Origin of the sequence: Bradyrhizobium sp. SPXBL-04 (genome assembly GCF_051853035.1) — a bacterium.
Lineage (GTDB): Bacteria > Pseudomonadota > Alphaproteobacteria > Rhizobiales > Xanthobacteraceae > Bradyrhizobium > Bradyrhizobium zhanjiangense.
Map to the genome: position 1 here is coordinate 3,556,085 of NZ_CP182472.1, position 21,557 is coordinate 3,577,641.

Annotated in this window: 27 protein-coding genes and 2 tRNA genes; 12 read left to right on the plus strand and 17 right to left on the minus strand. The window is 64.0% G+C overall.

From position 1 onward, the window contains the following. Positions 1–16: 16 nt before the first annotated feature. Both ACNJX8_RS16640 and ACNJX8_RS16645 read right to left on the minus strand, forming a co-directional pair. A complete protein-coding gene (locus ACNJX8_RS16640) occupies positions 17–562 on the minus strand; it encodes a response regulator (RefSeq protein WP_008549760.1) in 546 nt (181 codons plus the stop codon). Positions 563–659: 97 nt separating this feature from the next. Continuing rightward, on the minus strand, positions 660–1,439 hold the full coding sequence (locus ACNJX8_RS16645) for an NAD kinase (RefSeq protein ID WP_128933043.1): 780 nt from the start codon (positions 1,437–1,439) through the stop codon (positions 660–662). 252 nt (positions 1,440–1,691) lie between these two features. On the opposite strand from ACNJX8_RS16645, the gene ACNJX8_RS16650 reads away from it, so the two are divergent. Next, positions 1,692–3,260, plus strand: coding sequence for a S10 family peptidase (locus tag ACNJX8_RS16650; protein WP_439361383.1), 1,569 nt, complete (start codon positions 1,692–1,694; stop codon positions 3,258–3,260). Here the strand turns inward: ACNJX8_RS16650 and ACNJX8_RS16655 are convergent. Then, entirely contained in the window at positions 3,250–4,635 is a 1,386-nt protein-coding gene (locus ACNJX8_RS16655) for a serine hydrolase domain-containing protein (RefSeq protein ID WP_439361384.1), read from the minus strand. The two genes, ACNJX8_RS16650 and ACNJX8_RS16655, sit on opposite strands and share 11 nt — an antisense overlap. A 125-nt stretch (positions 4,636–4,760) precedes the next feature. Continuing rightward, on the minus strand, positions 4,761–5,303 hold the full coding sequence (locus ACNJX8_RS16660; protein WP_128933045.1) for a tetratricopeptide repeat protein: 543 nt from the start codon (positions 5,301–5,303) through the stop codon (positions 4,761–4,763). Between the two features lie 250 nt (positions 5,304–5,553). Between ACNJX8_RS16660 and ACNJX8_RS16665 the strand changes: the two genes are divergently transcribed. From ACNJX8_RS16665 to ACNJX8_RS16680, 4 genes are all read left to right on the plus strand, one after another. Then, positions 5,554–5,922, plus strand: a complete 369-nt coding sequence (locus ACNJX8_RS16665) for a His-rich protein BRANT (protein WP_128933046.1) — start codon at positions 5,554–5,556, stop codon at positions 5,920–5,922. A 279-nt stretch (positions 5,923–6,201) separates the two neighbouring features. Then, positions 6,202–6,597: a hypothetical protein gene (locus ACNJX8_RS16670; protein ID WP_128937331.1), complete on the plus strand. Its 396-nt coding sequence runs from the start codon at positions 6,202–6,204 to the stop codon at positions 6,595–6,597. A gap of 288 nt (positions 6,598–6,885) precedes the next feature. Then, positions 6,886–7,593: an outer membrane protein gene (locus tag ACNJX8_RS16675; RefSeq protein WP_439361385.1), complete on the plus strand. Its 708-nt coding sequence runs from the start codon at positions 6,886–6,888 to the stop codon at positions 7,591–7,593. 250 nt (positions 7,594–7,843) lie between these two features. After that, on the plus strand, positions 7,844–8,086 hold the full coding sequence (locus ACNJX8_RS16680; protein WP_027560017.1) for a DUF6719 family protein: 243 nt from the start codon (positions 7,844–7,846) through the stop codon (positions 8,084–8,086). 24 nt (positions 8,087–8,110) lie between these two features. On the opposite strand, the gene ACNJX8_RS16685 is transcribed toward ACNJX8_RS16680, so the two are convergent. Together ACNJX8_RS16685 and ACNJX8_RS16690 are read right to left on the minus strand one after the other, a co-directional pair. Next, positions 8,111–8,365, minus strand: coding sequence for a hypothetical protein (locus ACNJX8_RS16685; RefSeq protein WP_128933048.1), 255 nt, complete (start codon positions 8,363–8,365; stop codon positions 8,111–8,113). A 303-nt stretch (positions 8,366–8,668) separates the two neighbouring features. Beyond that, positions 8,669–9,046 carry a hypothetical protein gene (locus tag ACNJX8_RS16690; protein ID WP_439361386.1) on the minus strand — a complete coding sequence of 126 codons (378 nt, stop codon included), beginning with the start codon at positions 9,044–9,046 and terminating at the stop codon, positions 8,669–8,671. A gap of 105 nt (positions 9,047–9,151) precedes the next feature. Between ACNJX8_RS16690 and ACNJX8_RS16695 the strand changes: the two genes are divergently transcribed. Further along, positions 9,152–9,316, plus strand: coding sequence for a hypothetical protein (locus ACNJX8_RS16695; protein ID WP_164934801.1), 165 nt, complete (start codon positions 9,152–9,154; stop codon positions 9,314–9,316). Between the two features lie 3 nt (positions 9,317–9,319). On the opposite strand, the gene ACNJX8_RS16700 is transcribed toward ACNJX8_RS16695, so the two are convergent. Continuing rightward, positions 9,320–9,511, minus strand: coding sequence for a hypothetical protein (locus tag ACNJX8_RS16700; protein ID WP_206734841.1), 192 nt, complete (start codon positions 9,509–9,511; stop codon positions 9,320–9,322). A gap of 425 nt (positions 9,512–9,936) precedes the next feature. On the opposite strand from ACNJX8_RS16700, the gene ACNJX8_RS16705 reads away from it, so the two are divergent. From ACNJX8_RS16705 to ACNJX8_RS16715, 3 genes are all read left to right on the plus strand, one after another. Next, the gene (locus ACNJX8_RS16705; protein WP_128945651.1) at positions 9,937–10,656 is read left to right on the plus strand and encodes a class I SAM-dependent methyltransferase; all 720 of its coding nucleotides are present in this window, start codon (positions 9,937–9,939) and stop codon (positions 10,654–10,656) included. Between the two features lie 75 nt (positions 10,657–10,731). Continuing rightward, a complete protein-coding gene (locus ACNJX8_RS16710; protein ID WP_439361387.1) occupies positions 10,732–11,418 on the plus strand; it encodes a class I SAM-dependent methyltransferase in 687 nt (228 codons plus the stop codon). Beyond that, on the plus strand, positions 11,415–11,834 hold the full coding sequence (locus ACNJX8_RS16715; RefSeq protein ID WP_128933052.1) for a GFA family protein: 420 nt from the start codon (positions 11,415–11,417) through the stop codon (positions 11,832–11,834). The genes ACNJX8_RS16710 and ACNJX8_RS16715 overlap by 4 nt, the downstream gene beginning before the upstream one ends. Before the next feature lie 529 nt (positions 11,835–12,363). On the opposite strand, the gene ACNJX8_RS16720 is transcribed toward ACNJX8_RS16715, so the two are convergent. The 7 genes from ACNJX8_RS16720 to ACNJX8_RS16750 form a co-directional block, all read right to left on the minus strand. Next, positions 12,364–13,065, minus strand: coding sequence for an AAA family ATPase (locus ACNJX8_RS16720; protein WP_439361388.1), 702 nt, complete (start codon positions 13,063–13,065; stop codon positions 12,364–12,366). Beyond that, positions 13,062–13,385 (minus strand): DUF6074 family protein, encoded by a 324-nt coding sequence (locus ACNJX8_RS16725; protein WP_439361389.1) that lies wholly within the window; start codon positions 13,383–13,385, stop codon positions 13,062–13,064. The genes ACNJX8_RS16720 and ACNJX8_RS16725 overlap by 4 nt, the downstream gene beginning before the upstream one ends. 162 nt (positions 13,386–13,547) lie before the next feature. Beyond that, positions 13,548–13,769, minus strand: coding sequence for a hypothetical protein (locus ACNJX8_RS16730; protein WP_439361390.1), 222 nt, complete (start codon positions 13,767–13,769; stop codon positions 13,548–13,550). A 73-nt stretch (positions 13,770–13,842) separates the two neighbouring features. After that, on the minus strand, positions 13,843–14,493 hold the full coding sequence (locus ACNJX8_RS16735; protein WP_439361391.1) for a hypothetical protein: 651 nt from the start codon (positions 14,491–14,493) through the stop codon (positions 13,843–13,845). A 3-nt stretch (positions 14,494–14,496) separates the two neighbouring features. Beyond that, entirely contained in the window at positions 14,497–15,864 is a 1,368-nt protein-coding gene (locus ACNJX8_RS16740; RefSeq protein ID WP_439361392.1) for a tyrosine-type recombinase/integrase, read from the minus strand. 200 nt (positions 15,865–16,064) lie between these two features. Then, positions 16,065–16,139: transfer RNA gene (locus tag ACNJX8_RS16745), tRNA-Thr, on the minus strand. Positions 16,140–16,304: 165 nt separating this feature from the next. Next, positions 16,305–16,769 (minus strand): hypothetical protein, encoded by a 465-nt coding sequence (locus tag ACNJX8_RS16750; RefSeq protein ID WP_128933053.1) that lies wholly within the window; start codon positions 16,767–16,769, stop codon positions 16,305–16,307. 282 nt (positions 16,770–17,051) lie between these two features. Here ACNJX8_RS16750 and ACNJX8_RS16755 point away from each other — a divergent pair, with 282 nt between their 5' ends. Continuing rightward, a complete protein-coding gene (locus tag ACNJX8_RS16755; RefSeq protein WP_128933054.1) occupies positions 17,052–17,537 on the plus strand; it encodes a hypothetical protein in 486 nt (161 codons plus the stop codon). A gap of 43 nt (positions 17,538–17,580) precedes the next feature. Further along, the gene (locus ACNJX8_RS16760) at positions 17,581–18,075 is read left to right on the plus strand and encodes a hypothetical protein (RefSeq protein ID WP_439361393.1); all 495 of its coding nucleotides are present in this window, start codon (positions 17,581–17,583) and stop codon (positions 18,073–18,075) included. 192 nt (positions 18,076–18,267) lie between these two features. Here the strand turns inward: ACNJX8_RS16760 and ACNJX8_RS16765 are convergent. Further along, positions 18,268–18,353 (minus strand) — tRNA-Tyr (locus ACNJX8_RS16765). Between the two features lie 207 nt (positions 18,354–18,560). On the opposite strand from ACNJX8_RS16765, the gene rlmB reads away from it, so the two are divergent. Further along, complete coding sequence (gene rlmB / locus ACNJX8_RS16770; protein ID WP_439361394.1) at positions 18,561–19,403, plus strand: 23S rRNA (guanosine(2251)-2'-O)-methyltransferase RlmB; 843 nt, start codon at positions 18,561–18,563, stop codon at positions 19,401–19,403. A gap of 13 nt (positions 19,404–19,416) precedes the next feature. On the opposite strand, the gene ACNJX8_RS16775 is transcribed toward rlmB, so the two are convergent. Both ACNJX8_RS16775 and ACNJX8_RS16780 read right to left on the minus strand, forming a co-directional pair. Next, positions 19,417–20,448 (minus strand): LLM class flavin-dependent oxidoreductase, encoded by a 1,032-nt coding sequence (locus tag ACNJX8_RS16775; RefSeq protein ID WP_439361395.1) that lies wholly within the window; start codon positions 20,446–20,448, stop codon positions 19,417–19,419. A gap of 141 nt (positions 20,449–20,589) precedes the next feature. After that, entirely contained in the window at positions 20,590–21,513 is a 924-nt protein-coding gene (locus ACNJX8_RS16780; RefSeq protein ID WP_091889327.1) for a LysR family transcriptional regulator, read from the minus strand. Positions 21,514–21,557 lie beyond the last annotated feature (44 nt).

The following is a 21,557-nucleotide window of genomic DNA, read 5'->3' on the forward strand; positions in this document are numbered from 1 at the left end:
GCCTGCCTCGTGTGCGCTAGATGGAGGAGCGGGCCTTGTCGAGCAACGAGGGCTGCTGGAGCACCTCGTGCTTTTCGCCGACGCGGCGTTCCGGGCCCATATAGGCGGAGTTGGTGTTGCGGCGCCGGTCCGGGCCGAAATAGGTCTTGGTCTTGATGAAGGGGCGGGGATTGGCGACCACGTTGAGGATGCGCTGATAGAGCCCCTTGGCAGAGATCGGCTTGGCCAGGAATTCGGTGACGCCGGCATCGCGCGCGACCGTGACGCGACGCTTCTCGGAATGGCCGGTCAGCATGATGATCGGCGCGTAGGGATTACCCTTCGACTCCGGCTGGCGGATCATCTGCGCAAGCTCGAGCCCGTCGAAGATCGGCATCGCCCAGTCGGTGATGACGATGTCGGGCACGTAATGGCTGTACATTTCCAGCGCCGTGGCGCCGTCCTCGGCCTCGTAGACTTCGCGTGCGCCGAACGAATGCAGCAGCGTCCGCAGGATGCGGCGCATATGCGGATTGTCGTCGCAGACGAGGAAGCGCAGCTTGTTGAAGTCGATGCGGAACATGACGCCCGGGCCAAAGCGGTCAACCTTCGTTAACCATATCGTGGCGGGGGTTAATGAAGGGTTGCGATCGGCTCTCCGGACGGGGCTGACCGGCGGCTCAATAGCCGAACTGTTCGCGCAGAATCCGCTCTTCCAGGCTGTGACCGGGATCGAACAGCATCCGCATCGAGATGGTCTTGTCGGAGAGGACCTCGACCCGGAGGACGTCGCGCACCTCGTCGTGGTCGGCGACCGCCGCGACGGGGCGCTTGTCGCCCTCGAGCACCTCGATCACGACATAGGCTGTGTTGGGCAGCAGCGCGCCGCGCCAGCGGCGCGGGCGGAAGGCGCTGATCGGCGTCAGCGCCAGCATCGCGGCGTTGATCGGCAGGATCGGCCCCTGGGCGGACAGGTTGTAGGCGGTCGATCCCGCCGGCGTCGCCACCAAGATGCCGTCAGCGATCAGCTCGGACATGCGCTCTCGCTCGTCGATCAGGATCCTCAAGCGTGCCGCCTGATAGGTCTGCCGGAACAGGGCGACCTCGTTGATGGCGTGATGCAGGTGGACGCGGTCGTTGACGTCGGTCGCCCGCATCAGGAGCGGATTGATCTCGGATTCGTGCGCCGCCTCGAGCCGCCTGCGCAGATCGTGCGTCGAGTATTCGTTCATCAGGAAGCCGACCGTGCCGCGGTGCATGCCGTAGATCGGCTTTCCCGTGTGCATGTTCTGGTGCAGAGTCTGGAGCATCAAGCCGTCGCCGCCGAGCGCGACGACGACATCGGCTTCCCTGGGGTCGCAATTGCCATAGTCCCGGGTGAGCTGGGCGAAGGCGGACTGCGCCTCGCTGCTCGGGCTGGCGACGAAGGCGATCCGGTCGTATCGCGAGGTCTTGGTCATGGCTTCCCGGGCAGGTGCCGCTGGCTCGAGTAAGTTCCGCCCGGCTCGTCTATACGACCTGGGCCTCGATTGTCGAGGAGGACCGCCTTTCAAGGCAAACGGGCGACCGCCGGGTTCAGGACAAAACAGGGGCGTTTCAAGCCCGGTCGGCCTCTTCGAGGGGCGCCGGACCGATGATCCCCCAAACCGTCGTAATTTCGCGCTAGTCTTTCCGTTGGCACCGGCTTTCAGAGCCGGGCACGGAGAACGATCATGGTTTTGAGTTTGCCGGTGCTCCGCCACGTGATGCTGGTGCTGGCGGTCTCGGCTTTCGGGTTCGCAGGATTGGCGCGTGCGGATGATCCGCCGCAGCCCCGCTCCGAGGCGGCGTCGCCAGCCGGACAGAAGGGCGGGCGTGGCGGTGGCGCGCAAAGCACTGCGCCGGCTTCGCCGTCGGCGGCCGAGTTGCACCGTCTGCCGCCGGATTCGACCACGAGGCAGACGCTCGAACTGCCTGGCCGGACGCTCAACTTCGCCGCGACCGCCGGCTCGATCCGCGTGTTCGACGGCAAGGGCGAGCCGCTGGCTGACATCGCTTACACGTCCTACGAGCTCGACGGTGCCGACCGCGCGACGCGGCCGGTGACGTTCCTGTTCAACGGCGGGCCGGGCGCGTCCTCGGCATGGCTGCAGTTCGGCGTCGCGGGGCCATGGCGGCTGCCGCTCGACGGCGAAGGGCTGTCGCCGTCGGCCTCGCCCGAGGTGAAGCCCAACGCGGAGACCTGGCTCGACTTCACCGATCTCGTCTTCATCGACCCTGTTAGCACCGGCTACAGCCGCTTCGTTGCGAGCGGCGAGGACGCGCGCAAGTCCTTCTATTCCGTCGACGGCGACGTCAATTCGATCGCGCTCGTGATCCGTCGCTGGCTCGAGAAGCACGACCGGCTGACCTCGCCGAAATACGTCGCCGGCGAGAGCTATGGCGGGATTCGCGGACCGAAGGTGGTGCGTCAGTTGCAGCTCCAGCATGGGGTCGGCGTCAGGGGATTGATCCTGGTCTCGCCGCTGTTCGACTTCCGCGAGTTCGCCGGCACGAGCCTGCTGCAATATGTCGCGACACTGCCGAGCTATGTCGCGGTCGCGCGCGAGGCCAAGAGACCGGTCACGCGCGCCGATCTCGCCGACGTCGAGGCCTATGCGCGCGGTGAATTCCTGGCCGATCTCGTCAAGGGCGAAGCGAACAAGGAGGCGACCAACCGGCTCGCTGACAAGGTCGCCGAGCTCACCGGTATCGACCAGGCGGTGAGCCGCAGGCTCGCAGGCCGGTTCGACGTCGGTGAATTCCGCCGCGAGTTCGATCGCAGGAACGGCAAGGTGACGGGACGCTACGACGGCTCCGTGCGCGGCTTCGATCCCTATCCGGATTCCGGCAGCTCGCGCTTTGGCGACCCTTCCGGCGATGCACTGCAGGCGCCGCTCACGAGTGCCGCGGTCGACGTGCTGACACGCAAGCTCAACTGGCGGCCGGACGGGTCCTACGAAGTCCTGAACGGCAGCGTCGAGGGGCATTGGGATTTCGGCCGCGGCCTCAACCCGCCGCAATCGGTGTCGGAGCTGCGCCAGATTCTCGCCACCGACGCGAAGCTGAACGTGTTGGTCGCACACGGCCTGTTCGATCTCGCCACGCCCTATTTCGGATCGAAGCGTGTGCTCGACCAGTTGCCGGCCTTCGTCACGCAACGCGTGAAATTCGTCGTCTATCCCGGCGGCCACATGTTCTATTCGCGCGACGGATCGCGGCAGGCGATGCGGAGTGAGGTCGAGGCGTTGATCAGGGAATAGGCCGGCGCTTGCGCGGCTGATATCGACGGCCGATCTCGCGGGCGACGACTTTTTCCGGCTTGACGTTGGCACCGGCGATCCAGATGTCGCCCACCTTGCCGCGCTTGTCGCGGACGCGGCGGACAGGCTCGCCATGGCTGGAGTAACCGGCGGCCCAGGCGAGCTTGCCGGTGTCGCGGCCAGTGACTTCGATCTCGGCGGCATCCATGAATGGGTTATTGAATTGCGGATTGGCGACGAGCACGCGGTTGCCCGCGGGCACGAGATCAGTGGCTCCCCAGATCGTCCACCAGCGGCCGGTCCAGTCGCGCACGCGCCGGTCCGGCGCGCCGCGCGTCTTGAACACGCGCAGGATCTGCAGCGCGCCGTCCATCCAGAACGGCGCGGCGCCGTCGATGGAGTTGCTGAGGATGCTGATCGCGAGCTCGCAATCAGGAATGGAGCAGGTCCGGGAGATGTAGCCCTGGAAACCGCCGCCATGGCCGAACCAGTCCCAGCCGTCGGTCTTTCCGGCGTTGATGCCGAGGCCATAATAGCCCTCGAAGCTCTGCGGGATGCGCCAATGGTGGCGCGTCATCTCGCGGCGGCTCGCGGCCGACAGCACGCTCTTTTTCGCATTGGGTGCGAGCTGCGCGAAGAAGCGGGCGGTGTCGCCGGCAGTCGCGACGAAGCCTGCGGCGGAGGCCATCGCGTGCGCGGGATTGTTGCCGGGGATCACGCAGCGCTCGCCGAACGGCACTTTTCGCGTGTGGCCGCACGCGAATGGCTTGCCTTTGGCAAGGGGGGCATTCGGTTCGGTCTCACGTAAGCCGGCCGGCTCGATGATCTCGCGCCTGATCCAGACCGGGTAAGCCTCCATCGTCACCGCTTCGATGACGAGACCGAGCAGGCCAAAGCCGTGATTGGAATATTTGAAGCGCGTGCCGGGTTCGACCGCGGTCGGCAGCTTCAATTCCGCGAGCAGCTCGTTCGCGTTGAGATAGGGGCGGGTGTCGATGAACTGGCCGGAATCGGCGCCATCGCGCGTCAGTCCCGCGCTGTGCGAGAGCAGTTGCGCGATCGTCGTCTCGGCGACGCGCGCATGCAGGCCGCCGACATATTGGCCCACGGGATCGTCGAGCCGGAGCTTGCGCTGCTCGCGCAGCTTCATGATGCCGGCGGAGGTGAAGCTCTTCGAGTGCGAGGCGATGCGGAAACGGTGGCGGGGCGTGAGCTTCTCGCCGGTGTCGAGATTGGCAAGGCCGAATGCGTGCTCGGCGACGACCTCGCCGCGATGGGCGAACGCGACGATGACGCCGGGCTGTTGGATTGTCCTCAGCTGGAATTCGATCCAGGAGCTAATGTAGTCGATCGCGGATCGCAGCCACGGGTCCATTGCGCACCAATTTGCGAGGGAAAGATTTGGTGCGGGAAGCTAGCCGAGAAAGTGGAACGGGCACAACCCCAAGGTTGTGCCCGTTCAATTCATTCAAGGATGCGAGGTCTCAGTAGACCGATGGCTCAGTAGACCAGCGTCGCACCGGTCGGCTTATCGAGCGCGGCGGCGAGCGAGCGATATTCGGAGCTGTCGGTGCCGGCGAGCGAGGCGATCTTGTTGAGGTGATACTGCGCCTGTTCGCGGTTGCCCTGCTCGAGCTGCCAGAGGCCGTAATACTGCCAGGTGCGGACGTGGTTCGGATCGTCCTTCAGCGCCAGCTCGTAATAGGCCTTCGACGACTGGTAATCACCGAGCTTGCGATAGGAGTAGCCGATCAGGTTTGCGACATCGGCGACGTCGTCGCGCTTGAGCGATTTCAGCTGGTCGATCGCGCCCGTGTAGTCGTGGCGGTCGTAGATCGCAGTATAAGCGGTGCGATAGGCGGCCAGGAATTTGGGATCGCTGACGGAGGAGCTCTTCTTTTTGCCCTTTTTGGACGAGCTGTCCGACTTCGGCGGCGAGGAGGGCTCGTCGCTGCCCGCGGCATAGGCGCCGGACAGCACCGGCGCAGCCGCCAGCGTCATGGCGACAAGTCCCGGCACAACAAGCATTGAGAGTTTGCGCATCTAAGTTCTCCGGTATGGAACGTGGCGATCCTACACGATTGCCCGAAGACCGGAACACCCATGGGGCGAAAACATTCCCGCTTCGCACGATCTATTCGTACTGCCGCAGATGACAAACTTGTCATCGAGATGAACGGAAGCCTGCAGCGGCCTTCAGATCGGGTTCAGTGCGCAGCCCCTAGGCTCCAACCTACGATCGAAGAGGTGACGAGAGGGCGCCGCCTCAAGATCCTTCCAAGAGGAGACCACCATGTTGAAGACCATTTCCGCAGCCTTGCTCGCCGCTTCCGTGATCGCAGCCCCGGCCTTCGCCGCTGAGGCCGGCAAGACCACCACGACCGCGCCGGTGATCAAGGCGGATCAGAGTCAGACCAAGGCGGCGAACACTGCCGTCAAACCGGATGCGGGCGCCAAGGCCGACACGAAGACTTCCGACGTCAAGGCGGACGCCAAGGTGGACACCAAGTCGAAGGCGATGAACGCCAACGCTGCCGTCACCCCGGCCGAGCACAAGTCCGTGCACAAGCATCGCCATCACCACAAGCAGGTCACGGCCAAGGAGTCGCTGAAGGCGCAGCCGGACGTGACCAAGCCGGCGACATCGGACAAGCGCAACTGACGACTGATCCCGCGAGGCGGCATCCCTGGCATTGCCCCGCCGCCGCGTGCGGAATTCAGGTCCGGTCCGTTCGCCGTGCCTTGTGCGAAAGCTCGAGGTATCGGCGGCGGGCCGGTGCGTCGTTGCGCCGCTGCAGGCGAATTCCCTTCATGCAGGGTTGGGATCGTGCAGGCTTGGGATCGTGCAGGCTTGGGCTCGTAGAAGCTTCGCGCTAGAACATCTCCGAATCTGATCGAGCGGAGAGCGGGGCCTGTGGGGCGATTGGCGAGATGTGCGGTGATCCTGGCGTTGCCGTTGGCGCTTGCGGCATGTTTCGGCAGCGAGGGTGACCGTCCAACGCTGTTGGGTGGGACCCAGGCCGGAGGGCCGCAGCCGTTTCCCGACAATTTCCGCGGCGACACGCTGGCCTTGATGCGCAGCTATCTGAACAATCCGGTCGGAGTGCGCGACGCCAGCATGGCTGATCCGGTGCTGCGCGAGGTTGGCGGGCGCCAATTCTATGTGAGCTGCCTGCACTTCACTCCGCGCGAGACTGATGGCAGCTATAAGGGCATGCGCGAGCGCGCCGTGATTTTCGTCAACGGGCGGAGCGACCGCGTCGTCGATCGGACGAGCGAGCTTTGTGCGGGTGCGGTTTACGCACCCTTTCCGGAACTGGAAAAGATGACGCGGTAGCGCAAAGCCCGCCTTCATCGCCTCGTGATAGGACAGTCCGCGCCGGAGCCGCTGGATCACATTTTGGCGAGCTTTGAACGGGGCGGTTTCGTCTCGCGACAAATCCTTTACGGCAGGCCCTGCACAGGCGACGAGAGCAGCCAGCGCAAGGCGACGTGACGGAACAAAATCGCGCTGTTGCCACCCCGTCACAGTAACGAACGATCAACGTTCCGGCATCGTCGCGAAGCAACCAAATTCACGCCACGTTGTTTGCTGAGGGTCGAATTTGAAAGCACGGGGATGATCATGAAGAGGCTTTTGCTCGGAGCAGTCGCGCTGCTGGCGCTGGCCGCGCCGGCCGCTGCTGCCGACATGCAGCCGCGCACCTACACCAAGGCGCCGGCCTATACGCCGCCGCAGGTGATCTACAATTGGACCGGTTTCTACATCGGCGGCCATGTCGGCGGCGCCTTCGCCGGCGACAACAGCTTCCAGTCGAGCGACGCCCGCTTCCTCGGCGGCGTGCAGGGCGGCTTCGACTACCAGTTCGCGCCCAATTGGGTGGTAGGTATCGAGGCCCAGTATTCCTGGCTGCCGACCAACAACAACGGCGTCACGTTCCCGCTGGGCACGCAGGTGACGTCCAACACCGACCAGCTCGGGTCGGTGACCGGTCGCATTGGCTACACCTGGGGACCAACGCTGCTCTACGCCAAGGGCGGTTATGCCTGGCGCAATAACGGTCTTGGCGTGAACATCGCGGGGGTGCCGCAAACCTTCACTACCACCGGCAACAGCAAGGACGGCTACACCGTCGGCGCCGGCCTCGAATACATGTTCGCGCCGAGCTGGTCGGCCAAGGCCGAGTACCAGTATTACAACTTTGGCAGCACAACCTTCACCTCCGGCCCGGCCGATATCGTCGGCGTTCGTGGCCGGGAGGACGAGCATACCGTCAAGGTCGGTGTGAACTACCGGTTCGGCTGGGGCGGGCCGGCGGCCGCGCGCTACTGACCTACCGCCCACGACCAGGATCTGACAAAGGCCGGCTCCCGCCGGCCTTTCGTTTGTCAGCATCTGTTCGCCGGCCTTCCGTTTGCTTTGCGTGAACCATCTGGCGCGTCATTTGCTTGCAAGCAGTGCGGGCGCGCCTTCTCACGCGCGTCATGGGGCCGGGGTAAAGCAAAAATAATTTTTGCGATTTACGGAACTCGCGCTCCTCAACGCGTTATATGAGAATTATCGGGCTGGTGGGACGACGGACATGCGTATCTTTGTGTCGGCAGTGGTGCTCTCATGCTTCACCTGCCTGCCGTGCTCTGCACAGACAATCCTCAAATCCGAACCCCTGATGCTGGCGCCCTATGAGGTCGCCTTCGTCAAGGACGCCTCCTGTCCGTCGGGCAAGGTGCTGAAGGTCACCGGCGCGATCCGCGGGCTGCATCGCCGGAAGGCCTGCGTGGCCCTGGCAGGCGAGCAGGCGTCTCTCGCGACCGCGACTCCCTGAGAAACGCCGGTTTGGCGTCGGACCTCAATAATTCAGCTCAAGCTCCATCCTCGACTGCTGGTCGGCCTCGGCCTTGTTCTTGGCGGGGTCCTCACCCTGGGCTGCCTGGCAGGGCGCAATCTCGTAGTCGTTGTCGAGCACCCGGCGCGGTCCCCGCTGCTCGTCGTCCGCGATCACGTCGACGACAAGGCCACTTCGCTGCGCGAGCTTCCAGACGTCGGACTCGCTCGGATAGGCCTTGCTGATCTGGGCCTCGTTGCAGAACAGGGCGTAGGGCATTCTTCCCACTCCAGGAAAGCCCGTTAACGACTTTGCGGGGTGAGGGGTTCCGGCCGGCGGCCCGATCACGGCGCCGTGATCGGAGAGTTGGGCCCTGAGTCCCTAACGAGTCCTGAATCCCCAAAAAAAGAATCCCTGGGACTCTCCGGCCGGAATCAGCGGATGTTTTCGGCCATGACGAGCGACCTGAAAACCTCCTGCGGGCACATGCTCCTGCCCCTGACGCTGGCGCTGTTTGGCGCCTGCGCGGCCAATCTCTGGCTGGTGTGGTCCTGGCTGTAGCCCCCGACTGGAGAGCCGGCCCTACTTTTCGGCCGGTGGACGGGGGGAGGGGTCACAGATGGCGGCGCGCAATTTGGTCAGGGTGGCCGCGCAATATTCCTCGCGCTCGCGCTCGAACCGCTCCTGATGCTTGCGGAAATTGGCAATCCGGGCCTGCATCTCGCTGCGGAAATCGCCGCTTGCCCGCGCCGGCGGGAGCTTGACGGGCTGAGGCTGCGGAGTGGGGTGGGGCGGGTCGATCTCGACCGTGACGGCCTCGACGGCGACGATCTCGACGGTCGCCGCGGCCGAATCCGACGGCGCGCCCGGCTGAAGGATGTCATCCTTCTTGCCGGTCACCGATTGGACGAAGGCCAGTGTCTGCGCGATCAGTGCGTCGCGTTCCCTGATCCACTTCATGATCCACCTCAGTCGCGCCCCATTCCAACAAAGCGGCCGCGCCGAATCAAGGGTCCGTTTGTAAAGGGGATTGCATATTTTTCCCGATCGCCCGACATTGGTCAGATGAATGCCGAAGACAAGCGGATGGACGAAGCGGAGGGCTTGAGGCTCGTCCGCGCATTCCTGTCGTTGCCGCCCGACAAGCGGGCGGAGGTGATCGCGTTCGTCGAGGAATTGGTGCGTGCCCATGGCCGGCCCGAAAAGGGCAAGGAGGTATCGCCGCAGTGATGGCTAGCGCTGGCGCGGATTGACGTTGGGCTCGAACGGCGCGCCGACCACCCGAACCGGCGTCTGAGCGCTGACGTCGGCCGCCATCCGCTGGGCCACCTGCTGTGCCGGATCAGGTGCTGGCGCCGGTTCGAACAGCGCAACTGTGCCGGCGACGGCGCCACAGCACAGCGTAACCGTCGCCAGCAGAAACATGTTTCGGTTTTCTTCCCTGATCCGCATGGATCGAGAACCCATGACGCAGGGCTTTGGTTCCGGTCAGACCCTATCGGAGCGGCCGCCTACAAGTCCGCCCAACGCTGCCAAGCGATGGCGACTAGCTGAATGGTGAAGTCCGAAAATTCCGGCGGGCCGTGTGCGCCGGGTGAGCTTGGGCAGCGGCGCATGCCCGCGGTGCCGATGCCATTTATAGCGCGAGCAGAAACCCCATTGCGATTGCAAACAGCACGGCCGTCATCACGATGGCCGTAACCGCACCGGCGGCGATCCTGGCCTTCTCTTTGAGCGTGGTGGAACGCATCGTATGCGCATGCTACCTCATGTTGAACTCTGATCCAATCTGTGCTCAGTAACTGCGCCCGCGCTGCGCGCGGCCAACCTCCATTCCTGTAGGTCTGCCTATGAACGAGGACGTCAGCGACGGCTGGGCCGCGTCCGCGGCTGCCTGGATTGTCGAGCAGGGGCAAGATGGCGACTATGGTCGCCGCTTCGTGCTGGACGCGCCGATGAGAGAGCGCATCGAAGGGCGCGGCTTTCGCAATGCGCTCGATGTCGGCTGTGGGGAAGGGCGCTTTTGCCGCATCATGCAGCGCGCCGGCATCCGTACCACCGGCATCGATCCGACCGAGGCGCTGCTCGCGCGCGCCCGCCAGCTGGACCCGGATGGCGACTATCGGCTCGGCCGCGCCGAGACGATGGAGCTCGATGCGAGCTTTGACCTGGTCGTCAGCTATCTCAGTCTGATCGACATGCCCGATCTCGATGCGGCGATCGACAGGATGGTGGCGGTGCTGCGCCCGGGCGGCACGCTACTGATCGCCAACCTGACGAGCTTCAGCACCGCTGGCCAGCCGGACGGCTGGACGCGTGATGGCGAAGGCCCGTGGCGCTTCGCGATCGACCACTATATGCAGGAGCGGCCGATCTGGGCCGCTTGGCACGGCATCCGGATCCGGAACTGGCACCGTCCGCTCAGCACCTACATGACGCTGTTGCTCGACCACGGTCTCCAGTTGCGCCTATTCGTCGAGCCGCAGCCAACGGGCGGCAGTCCCGAGCAGGTTGCCCGTCATCGCCGCGTGCCCTTCTTCCACGTCATGGAGTGGCAGAAGCCGGCCTGAGCGAAAAGACAGGCGATTCCGGAGGCGACGGATCGCCTATACACTGGCCTCGCGACTTGATTTGAGCCTAGTCCGATGATCTCCAATCGTCCTCCCGTGCTCGCCCACGAACGTTTCCTCGCCGACCGCGAGAATTTCGCGGGCCTCGATCTCGCTGCCCGGTTCGAGCGGATCGAGCGGACCAACCTGTGGGGCGCGGCGACTTCGGTGTCGGGCCTCGGCTCGGAGGACCCCGCGACCGCCGCGATCCGGGAGGCGCTTGCTCCATTGCTGCAACGGCTCGGCGCGCGCTCGCTGCTCGATGCGCCCTGCGGCGATGCCGGATGGATCGGCCGCCTGAAGCTCGACGTCGATTACACCGGCATCGACGTCGTGCCGTCGCTGATCGAGGCCAACCGCCGGCGTGTGGCAGGCGGCGGGTCGCCGGGCCGGTTTCTCGTTGCCGACATCACGTGCGATGCGCTGCCGCGTGCGGATGTCATTCTCTGCCGGGACTGTCTGGTGCATTTGAGCTTTGCGAATATCGATCGCGCCCTCGCGCGATTTCGAGAGAGCGGCGCGCGCTTCCTGCTGGCCACCACCTTTCCGGAATGGGATGCAAATCGCGATTGCGAGGACGGCGACTGGCGGGCGCTGAACATGGAGAAGCCGCCGTTCGACTGGCCGGCGCCGCACGCACTGATCAACGAGCGTTGCGAGGAGGGCGGTGGCGGCTGGCGCGACAAGAGCCTCGGGCTCTGGCAGCTGGAGGATGTCCGATGATTGATGCCAGATGCAGTTGCGGTGCTGTTTCACTTTCGCTTCCGGGACCGACCAGGCTGGTCGCGGCCTGTCATTGCATCGACTGTCAGCGGCGAACCGGAGCGCCGTTCGGCGTCGGAGCGTTCTATCCTGTCGAGGACGTCACGATCTCCGGCGCGCCGAAGCAGTACGCTCGCGCCGCCGCAAGCGGCGGCGAGGTCCGCTTCTATTTCTGCGCCGACTGCGGCTCGACGGTCTGCTGGAAGGCTGACAATCTGCCTGACATGATCGGCGTTGCCGTCGGCGCCATCGCGGATCCGGATTTTCCCGCGCCCGTCAGATCGGTGTTCGAGCAATCGAAACATGCCTGGGTCGAGATCGGTGGCGCCGGCGTCGCGCACTTCGAACAGGGCGCAGCGCGCAAGAGTTCAAGCTGAGGCACAGGCATCGAGTCCTGGTGCCGGCGCGGCCGGTGTTCGGTCAAGGACGCTGCCGATGACTTGCGTCGGACGGCGCTCCTGACGTCTGTATCGGTTCACCGGGAGCACGGTCCAGTGGCGGGTGAGGCCTGGCGAGTCCTACCGTTCCGGGAGGTGCGTCGTTGCTGGCGGTACGGGTATTGACGCGCTCTAACGTGACTGTCGATGCAACCACAATGGCGATGGCCAAGGCGACAGCCGATAGGGCTAAGGCTACCCGATCATTCGGGTCCATCGCTAGACCTCCGCGAGACGGCTCTATAGCACGAGGATAACGGCAAACCGATGATTTAGTTCTTGCGGTGGTCGCCGATGAATATGGAGCCGTGGCAATTGACAGGCTTCGATCTGCGGTCGCGGAGGGCGATCGAAGCTTTACCGCCCGGGTCGATTGCAGGTTCGACATAGCACGTCAGGCCACGACGCGGTGTCGGCTAAACCAATGGTGCCGGCTGAGGGGATGGGTAACTCCCGTTATCCATCTGAATTAAAACGGTAATTTGTGGAATAACTCCGTAACATACCAACGCAGATACCAACAGGCTGCGGAGGGTGGCGGACGTTTTGCCGGGGACAACGCCAGCCGAGCACGTCTGCCGGCTGTCCGGCCGGTGTAAATAGGGGCCGGGTTGATCGCAACGATAGGACTGGGAATGCCCGGCGGAAATACCTTGTGCCCCGTCTGCAACGGCAAATGCGTGTGCATAGTCTGTAGCGGCCAGATGGAGATCGTGAAGGCCGGAACAGATGAGGGGCTCCCTTGCCCGGTCTGCTGCGGCGATCCGAACAAGCCCGATCGACTTCGTGGCGTCTGCCAAAATTGCGAAGGTGTCGGCATCCACTCGCCAACACCACCAGCAACACAGATTAGGAGCTGCATGGCGATCTCGGTTTTTCCACTGCCGCCGTCGCCGGACAGAATAGTCACGTCGTTGTCGGGGACCCGACCTTCCGCAAGCCACTGCTGAAGAGACGGCAGCGTGCCCTTCCACGTCTTTGGTGTCACTGGGCTGTATGAGCGGTCGTGGTGCGAGAGGACCCTCGGATCCTCTACGTCGTCACCAGTCGTATGTGCGGAGCTCGTCAGCTCAGCTTCCTGGGCGGTATGGTCGTCCGCTGGGTCAGGTTGAAGATCGTCGGCCGGGTCAACTGCGCGACGAACGGCGCGTTTAACTTGAGACATCCTCATTGCGCGGCCTCCTCAAGCCGAAATTGCGGACCGTGAAGCTCCTTGCCGACTGCTTCGATGAACTCGCAAAGCGCGGCGCATTGACCATCCCCATCCTCGCAATCGAGGCCGATCGCGTTGAGCTCGGCGCAAAGGCGGTCCAGAACAGCATTGAGATAATTTTCAGCCTTGTCAGGCGTCAGGCCGCGCATCGCGCGCGCGGATCGCTCGACGAGATAGCGGCGACGGCTGAAAGGGAAGGGAAATACCTTTGTCTCTGCGCGTTGTTGCTGTGGCTCTGGTGAGCGGAGCTTGAGGGGAAATCTGACGACGGTGCCCATCGCAAGGTCCTAGATCATGTTGGGTGAAGGAATGCGCCCCCAGGCTTTCACCACACCTGGGGGCGCTGTGCCGCGAGCGTACTTCCGGCTCGCGGCGGCTGCGCCGGCGCCCGGATTGCGGCGACGGGCGCGGCTGCAACTGTGATGAGATTGACGAGAGGCTCAGGCGGCGCGATCGGCCTCTGGAAGCTCCCGCAGCACCTGATAGATGTTCTCGCCAGTGACGACGCTCTTGGTGCCCATCTTCCTGATGGTGATCTTGCCGAGCTTCACCAGCTTGTAGAAATAGTCGTGCCCGCAGCCGAGCAGCTCGCAAGCTCGCTTTGGCGAGTTTGCTGGGGTGACACCGTACGCCTTAACCCATCGCTCGAAACCCTCGTCCATATTCCGCTCCATCGATAACGATGAGTACGGACTTAAAAGGAGGACGAAGGACAGTCACGACCGGTATAAATAATTATCTTTCCGGATTTAAACCTGAAAAGGCGGCCAGCACGCGGGTCCCGACGGTTTTGAGGCTGTCGCTTTGAAGTGACGGCGATAGCATCTGCTGCGCCTCAAAAACGAGCTCAACGAAGTCGCCTGCCACGAGACCATCCTTTTCGCTGAACCCTTTTCGTCCTGTCCTCTGCTTGTAGAGTTTGTGAAGCCGCCTCACGAATTCGTAAAACACGGGCAGCGTCTGCCGGCCGCGCCGGGCGCGCACCCCTATCTCCTCCGCGCGGTGCCGAGCGAGCCGGAGCACTTGCATGGTGCATCGGAGCTGCTCGATATCATCCTGCGGGAGCGCGAATTCGCACAGGTTGATCTTCTCGCCCGTGTCGATGACGCTGTAGCTGTCGATCTCCTCGAGCTTGTCATCAAGCGCACTCGCCAGCTCACCCAGTTCATTGAGCAGCTTCACGGATCGAGCGTCTTGAAACATCAGGTGGGCCGGGGGATTGCACGCCAGCATTGTCAGGCCTGCAAAGTGGCTGCGAAGGCTTTCGTCAGCTTCTTCGTAGGTCGCGCCGCATAGGCCTCGACGGTTCAGTGCGTCGATGAGGATCTGCGTGCGTCGCCGGAGATCGTGTTCTGCGTCGCGTGATGGCTCTGCAAACTCTGCCATTGTTCAAGCCCTCAACTGCACCACGCGGCCGTGCCCGCGGAGCTCGTCGAGATAGTCGGCCCACCATTGGGACAGTCTGCGCCGCTGCTCGTGGTAAGCGGCATCGTTGTACGTGCTGCGCACAGCATCCTCATCCATGTGATTTAGAGCGGTCTCGATGACGTCAGCGCGAGCGGCGTGGGCCTCATTCGCCAGTGTCGAGAACGCGCTACGGAAGCCGTGACCGACGTGGTCGCTGTTCGCGTAGCCGAGCCGTCGCAGTGCCGAATTCATGGCGCTTTCCGACAGCGGGCGGTAGCGCGATCGCTTCACCGGCTGCCCGTCCTTTCCAACCGTGCGGCGCGGTTGATGGCATGGGAAGAGGAAATCAGCTCCGGCAGCGACGCGGTCGGCGCTTTCCACCGTCCACCCGGTGAGTTGTCGAAGCTCTTGCAGCAGCGCCACTGCCTGCCGGCTGAGGTAAACCGTGTGGCTCTTGCGCATCTTCATGAGCGAGGGTGGCAACGTGACGATCGGCTCGGCGCCGTCAGCGTCGATCCAAGACCAGCGCAATCGCCTAAGTTCGCCCGGCCGTAGCCCCGTCAGCGCGAGCAATTCGAGCGCCAGACGGGTTTGGGGCGCGCCGTGATAGCCGCGCACGTCGCGGAGGAGTTTGCCGAACCGCCGTGCGGCGTCACCATCGCGGTCCCCGTCGCGCGCGTCGGTCACACTGGCGTGGTGCTGCACGGCCTTGGCGCCTCTAATGGTGATGTCGCTGTTCCTGGTATCGCCGAGCGGGTTGATCGGGATGGCTCCGCGTCTGGCTGCACGGGCAAGCACGCGGCTGACAGTCGCGCGGCATCGGTGGGCCGTGTCACGTTGACCACGCGCACCGATGCGATCCAGCGCGTCCACGATCTGCGCAGTGGTCAATGTGCGCGCATCGAGCTTGCCGAGCTGGGGTCGAACCAGCGACAGCAACCAATCCAGTTTTTCGATCGTCTCCGGGGACTTCTTGCGCTGGTCTTTGGGCGCATCAAATCCTCCGGTGAGGCTGCGCTGATCTTCGAGCCAATCGTCAGCGATCCGGTCGAACGTTGTCAGATGCGCTACGGCTGCGGCCTGCTTATCGGCCTTTCGCTTTTCAGCTGGATCAACCCCCGCAGCTAGCATGCGCTTGTTCGCGTCGCGCGCGTCTCGCGCGGCCGCGAGGCCGACGTGCGGATAGACGCCCAACGAGATCGTCTTCTGCTTGCCGGCGAAGCGATAAGCGTGCCGCCAGAGACGCGATCCCCCTGTATCGACCAGCAAAAAGAGGCCGCCGCTATCGCTCAATTTGTAAGGCTTCTCGGCCTTTTTTGCAGCTCGACAGGCTGCATCCGTCAGTCCCATCGCTCACCCCCTCGATTATTCGCGTTTCCCGAACGTCTGTTGGTATCTCCTTTGCTCGAGACCGGAGGTACCAACAGAGATACCAACAAAATGCTCGGATACCAGCAGATGCCAGCGGTCGCGGACGTACAAGAAAATCGTTGTTTTCCGCGGGTTTAGGCGCTGAAACGGACAATAGCGGAGGATGGAGGATAGTCAATTGGTGCCGGCTGAGGGGATTGAACCCCCGACCTTCGGTTTACAAAACCGCTGCTCTACCGCTGAGCTAAGCCGGCGACGCCTGAGAAAGCGGGCACGGCCGGCACATGCCGGGGCCGTCCACCCTTGCGCGCCGCAATATCAGACTTGGTCGGAAAGTGCCAGAACCGCGATCGTCGTCGCAAGACATGAATCAGGCGGCCTTGCGGGCCGCCTGATGGGTCGCGTTCAATGTGAGCCGCTTACTGGCAGATGTGCCGGCGGCCGTCGTCGCCCTTGAACCAGGTGCCGGGCGTGCAGACGAAGCCGTTACGCTGGGCATAGGTGCGGGTGTCCCAGCCGCGATTGTCCCACGAACGATCGTACGCGTAGGAATTGTCCCAGGCGCGGAACGGAGCGGTTGCGATCGCGCCCGCGGTGCCGATCGCGGCACCGGCTACGCCCGCCGCGACATCGGTCGGCCAGAAGCCGGTGCGGCTCCTGTTCCAATCATTATTCCAGTCGCCGCTGTTGGTCTGCCGATAGGACATGCGGCGATGGCGATAACCCCTGTCGGTGTACGGATTTCCCGGTCCGAGGTTCTGGCAGTTGGCATTCGGGAACTGGGCCGAGCAGCGGGCAGGATTGTTGACCACCGCCTGTGCCATCGCGGGGCCCGCGAGGGTGGTGGTCGCGATCGCGACGGCGCCGAGGAGTTTGATATTCATGATTGTTGGCTCCCGTTGTGGTTGAACGGGGGCTAAATGCCGAGCGCGCCGGACGTTCCGGTGAAACCGGTCGATTTTCGCAGCCGGACGGTCAAACGGATGTGAGCATACGGTGGTTCCGGCCGGTGCGCTCGATGCCGTTAACGCTTCGCTAGTGCGCTTTGCAGCATTTGAGCAGCGCGCAATCCTTGCACATTAGGCTTACCGGAAATTGGTGAGCGGGCCTTAACCCTCTCTGCGTCGCGATCGGATAGGTTGTGGCCGGACAACCGGGGCCTTCTCATGCGCGCTGTGGCGCTCGCTGCCTTTCTGATCGGACTGCCTGCGACGGCGCTTGCCGACGGCGGCTTCGATATCGTCGTTCCCGGCCGTCCCGGCGTGCCGATCATCATCAACAATATCGACGCGTCCTACAGCGTCGTCGAGGGCGTCTGGGGCCTCGGCAAGAACCAGCAGGTGCAGCCCACGATCTATGGCGGGCGCTATATCGCCGAGCGGCAGCCCGACGACGTCGGCCATTATTATCCGACGCTGGGCCTGCGGCCCGGCTACGGCCGGCTCGAGGTCGAGCCGCCCGCGAACCGCAAATTGCCGAAGCCGGCCGAGAGCTACCACCAGAGCTGGGGCGCGTCGTCCGCGCCGCTACCGCCGCAGATGGACGTGCCCGTCGATCCGCCGCCAGTGATCCTCGCGCCCGAGATCAACGACCATCCTCGGCGCCCTCGGCCACGGCCGCATACAGAGATCCCCGGCAAGCCGCCGGGTTAGCAAACGTGAAAACCCAAAAAACGGAAATCAACAGGAGAGAGTAATGCGTCAAATGATTTCGGGACTGGTCGCGGCGGCTGCCGTGATGTTCGTCGCTACCGCGCCCGCCGCGGCCTGCGGCTTCACCACGTGCGCGCCAGTTGTGCCGGTCTATTCCGGCTGCAACACCGGCTGCGGCGGCTATGGTTATGGGTACGGCTATGGCTATGGCTATGGAGCATATGAGCGCCTCGCCGAGCCGACCACGCAGTATTATTACGTCAACCAAGGGCCGACCTACACAGGCCCGGGCGCCTTCGCGCCGTATCCGACGTATCGTGAAGACGCGGTCGTCGCGCCCGCCAATTATGGCTATGGTTACGGCTATCGTGCCGCTTATCGCTATCACCGCCCGTACTATCGTCCGTATCGCTACGGTTATGGCCCGCGCTACGGCTATCTGCCGCGCGTGCACTACGGCTACGGTCCGCGCTACGGCTACGCTCATCGCCACGCACCGTACTACGGCGGCCATCGCGTGCTGCGCCGCTATTACTGATCTCTGATCGGTTCAGCCGACGAGGCGCCCGTTCGCGTGATGCGGACGGGCGTTTTGCTTTTTGGTGTGAGCGTGCCGTGGTGGCGATCACACGAATGCAGTTATGAGAAAGTCGTCATGTCCGGGCTTGGCTTCGCGCCATGACGTTCTGCCCTGGCTTGCCAAGCCGAAGCTCGCGAAGCGAGCGAAGGCTGGTGGGGGAGGCAGGACTCGAACCTGCGAAGCCATGAGGCGGCTGATTTACAGTCAGCTCCCTTTGCCACTCGGGACACTCCCCCGCTCGACGGCAGCACAATCGGGCCGGACCTTGCCGGCGGACCGAAGACGGCCATGGAACGTGAAGACCGCGACAACCCTGATCGGGGCGCGACCGGGCGCGTTTATGGGCGAAGCAGTGGGGCAAAGTCAACCGAGGCGAACAGCTAAAATCGCCCCTGACGGCACCGAAATTGCCATATTCCGGGACCCGTGACACAAGCGAGCCCATGAAGGATCGAAAATTCGGCCCCAAGGGGGCTCGCGGCGGGGCTAAGCCCTTCAACAGACCCGGGAAATCGGCCGGCCGGCCGGTCTGGCGCGACCGCGATTCGCACCCCGACGGGCCTGTCATCCTCTATGGCTGGCACACCGTCACGATGGCGCTCGCCAACCCCCGGCGGCGGATCCGCAAGCTGACGTTGACCGAGAACGCCGCAAGGCGGCTCGCGGACGAAAACATCGCAACCCGCATCGCGCCCGAGATCGTCCGGCCCCAGGAGATCGACCGTCTGCTGTCCCCAGACGCCGTGCATCAGGGGTTGCTTGCGGAAGCCGATCCGCTGCCTTCGCCTGATATCGAGACCTTGAAGCAGGAAGGCATGGTGCTGGTGCTCGACCAGATCACCGATCCACACAATGTCGGCGCGATCTTACGCTCCGCCGCGGCCTTTGCGGTGAAGGCGATCGTCACCACCGCGCGTCACAGTCCGGAAGCCACCGGCGTGCTCGCGAAGGCAGCCTCCGGTGCGCTCGAGCTCGTGCCGCTCATCACCGTACAAAACCTCGCCCGCGCGCTCACCGCGCTGAACGAGCGCGGCTTTCAGACCGTCGGGCTCGACAGCGAGGGCAGCGAGGATCTCAGCGACGTCGCGCTGCGTGAGCCGCTGGCGCTGGTGTTAGGGGCCGAAGGCAAGGGCCTCAGGCAGTTGACCCGCGAGACGTGTAGCGTCGTGGCGCGGCTCGACATGCCCGGCGAGATCAAGAGCCTCAACGTCTCCAACGCCGCTGTGCTCTCGCTCTATGTCGGCGCAAGCAGGCTCGGGCTGATGAAGCAGGGCGCGACGTCGTAGACCAAAGGCAGACTTACCCGATCATCTCCCGCACCATCGGCACCACCTTGCGCCCATAAAGCTCGATGCTGCGCATCAGCTTCTCGTGCGGCAATGGCCCCGCCGAATACTTCAGCTGGAAGCGCGAGATGCCAAGGGCCTTCGCCGTCTTGGCGATCTTGCGCGCAACGGTCTCGGGCGAGCCGACATAGAGCGAGCCGTGCTCGGCTTCGCTGACGAACTCGTCGCGGCCCATCGGCGGCCAGCCGCGTTCCTTGCCGATGCGATCGCGCATGGCCTTGTAATCGGGCCACAACTCTTCACGCGCCTGTTCGTCGGTCTCGGCGACATAGCCGGGGGAATGCACACCGATCGGCTGTGCCGGGCGGCCGAACTCCCTAGACGCGCGGTGATAGAGCTCGACGTAGGGTGCAAAGCGCGCTGGATCGCCGCCAATGATCGCGAGCATCAGGGGCAGGTCGTAATGCGCGGCGCGCACCACCGATTGCGGGCTGCCGCCGACGCCGATCCAGGTCTTGAGCGTGCCGTTTTCGACCGGCGGATAGACCAACTGATCCCGCAGCGGCGGACGCAGCTTGCCCTCCCAGGTCACCGGCTGTTGCGGCAAGAGCGCGGCGAACAGGTCGAGCTTCTCCTCGAATAGCTCTTCGTATTTGCGCAGGTCGAAGCCGAACAGCGGGAAGGATTCGGTGAACGAGCCGCGGCCGAGGATCACCTCGGCGCGCCCGTTCGAGAGCGCATCCACCGTCGCAAAGCGCTGGAACACGCGGATCGGATCGTCCGAGCTCAGTACCGTCACCGCAGAGCCGAGATGGATGCTTTTGGTGCGCGCCGCGATGGCCGCGAGCACGGTCTCGGGCGAGGAGATCGCGAAGTCGGCGCGGTGATGTTCGCCGAGGCCGATGAAGTCGAGACCGAGCTCGTCGGCCAGCACGGCTTCATCGACGACGTTTCGGATCACCTGCGCATGCGAAAGCATCGCGCCGGAGGCGTCCTTGGTGACGTCGCCAAAGGTATCCAGTCCGAATTCGAGCGGTGCGGTCATCGATGAGGTCTCTGCGGGCGCAACAGGCGCCTGTCATTGAGGGAGGGATCGTTTGCGGTGGAGCTAGGCCGCTAATGCCAGCGCAACAATGCTGCTTCGAGAAACGCACCGTTTCCTTTTTGGAGGGTGTTAGGTGCGTGTTCAGTCGGCCTCGGCGAACATCCCGACCAGCGTCTCGCGCAGCCAGCGTTGCGCCGGCACGGTGTCGTTGCGCTGGTGCCAGAACAGGCTGACGATGCGCGGCGGCGCGCGAAGCGGAAGCGGCATGGCGTGCAGGAACGGCGCGTGCCGGGATTGCGAGCGCAGGTCGCTCGGCAGCACGGCAATCAAGTCGGACTGCCGGACGACCTCGTAGGCGGCGCTGTAGTGATTGACGGTCGCGACCAGGTTGCGCGATAGCCCGCGCGAGGCCAGGAAGAGATCGTAGGACGGCAAGGTCTTGCCGGCGAGACTCACATCGACGTGCCCCGCGTTGAGGAAGGTCCGCGTGCTCAGCCGTTTCTGGGCCGCGAGCGGATGGCCGCGCCGCATGAAGCAGGCATAGTCGACCGTCCAAAGCGAGCGCGAGCGGATGGCGGCCGGCTGCTGCGCTTCGTTGACATAGACGCTGAGCACGCAATCCACCCTGTTGTCCTCGAGCTGGTCGGCGATCTCGACGACGGTATTGGGCACGGTGTGGACGCGCGACTTCGGCGCAACCTTGCCGAGATGGCCGAGCAGGTTCGGCATCACCAGCGAGGAGACGTAGTCCGACATCGACAGGCTGAATTCGGTCTGTGCACGTGCAGGATCGAACACCTGCTCGTCGAGCGCACCGCGCACGCTTTCCAGGGCCTCGCCGATCGGTTCCCACAGCACCACGGCGCGCTGGGTCGGGCGGATACCGGTGCCGGCTCGCACGAACAGGGGATCGCCGAGCGCGTCGCGCAGCCGCGCGAGCGCGTTGCTGACCGCGGGCTGGGTCATCCGCAACGCATTCGCGGCGCGCGTGACGCTGCCCTCGGTCATCAGCGCCTCGAAGACTTTCAGGAGGTTGAGGTCGAGCGCGCGGAACGACACGAACATTCACCACGGTGATATATCAGATCATAATTATAAATTATGACGAT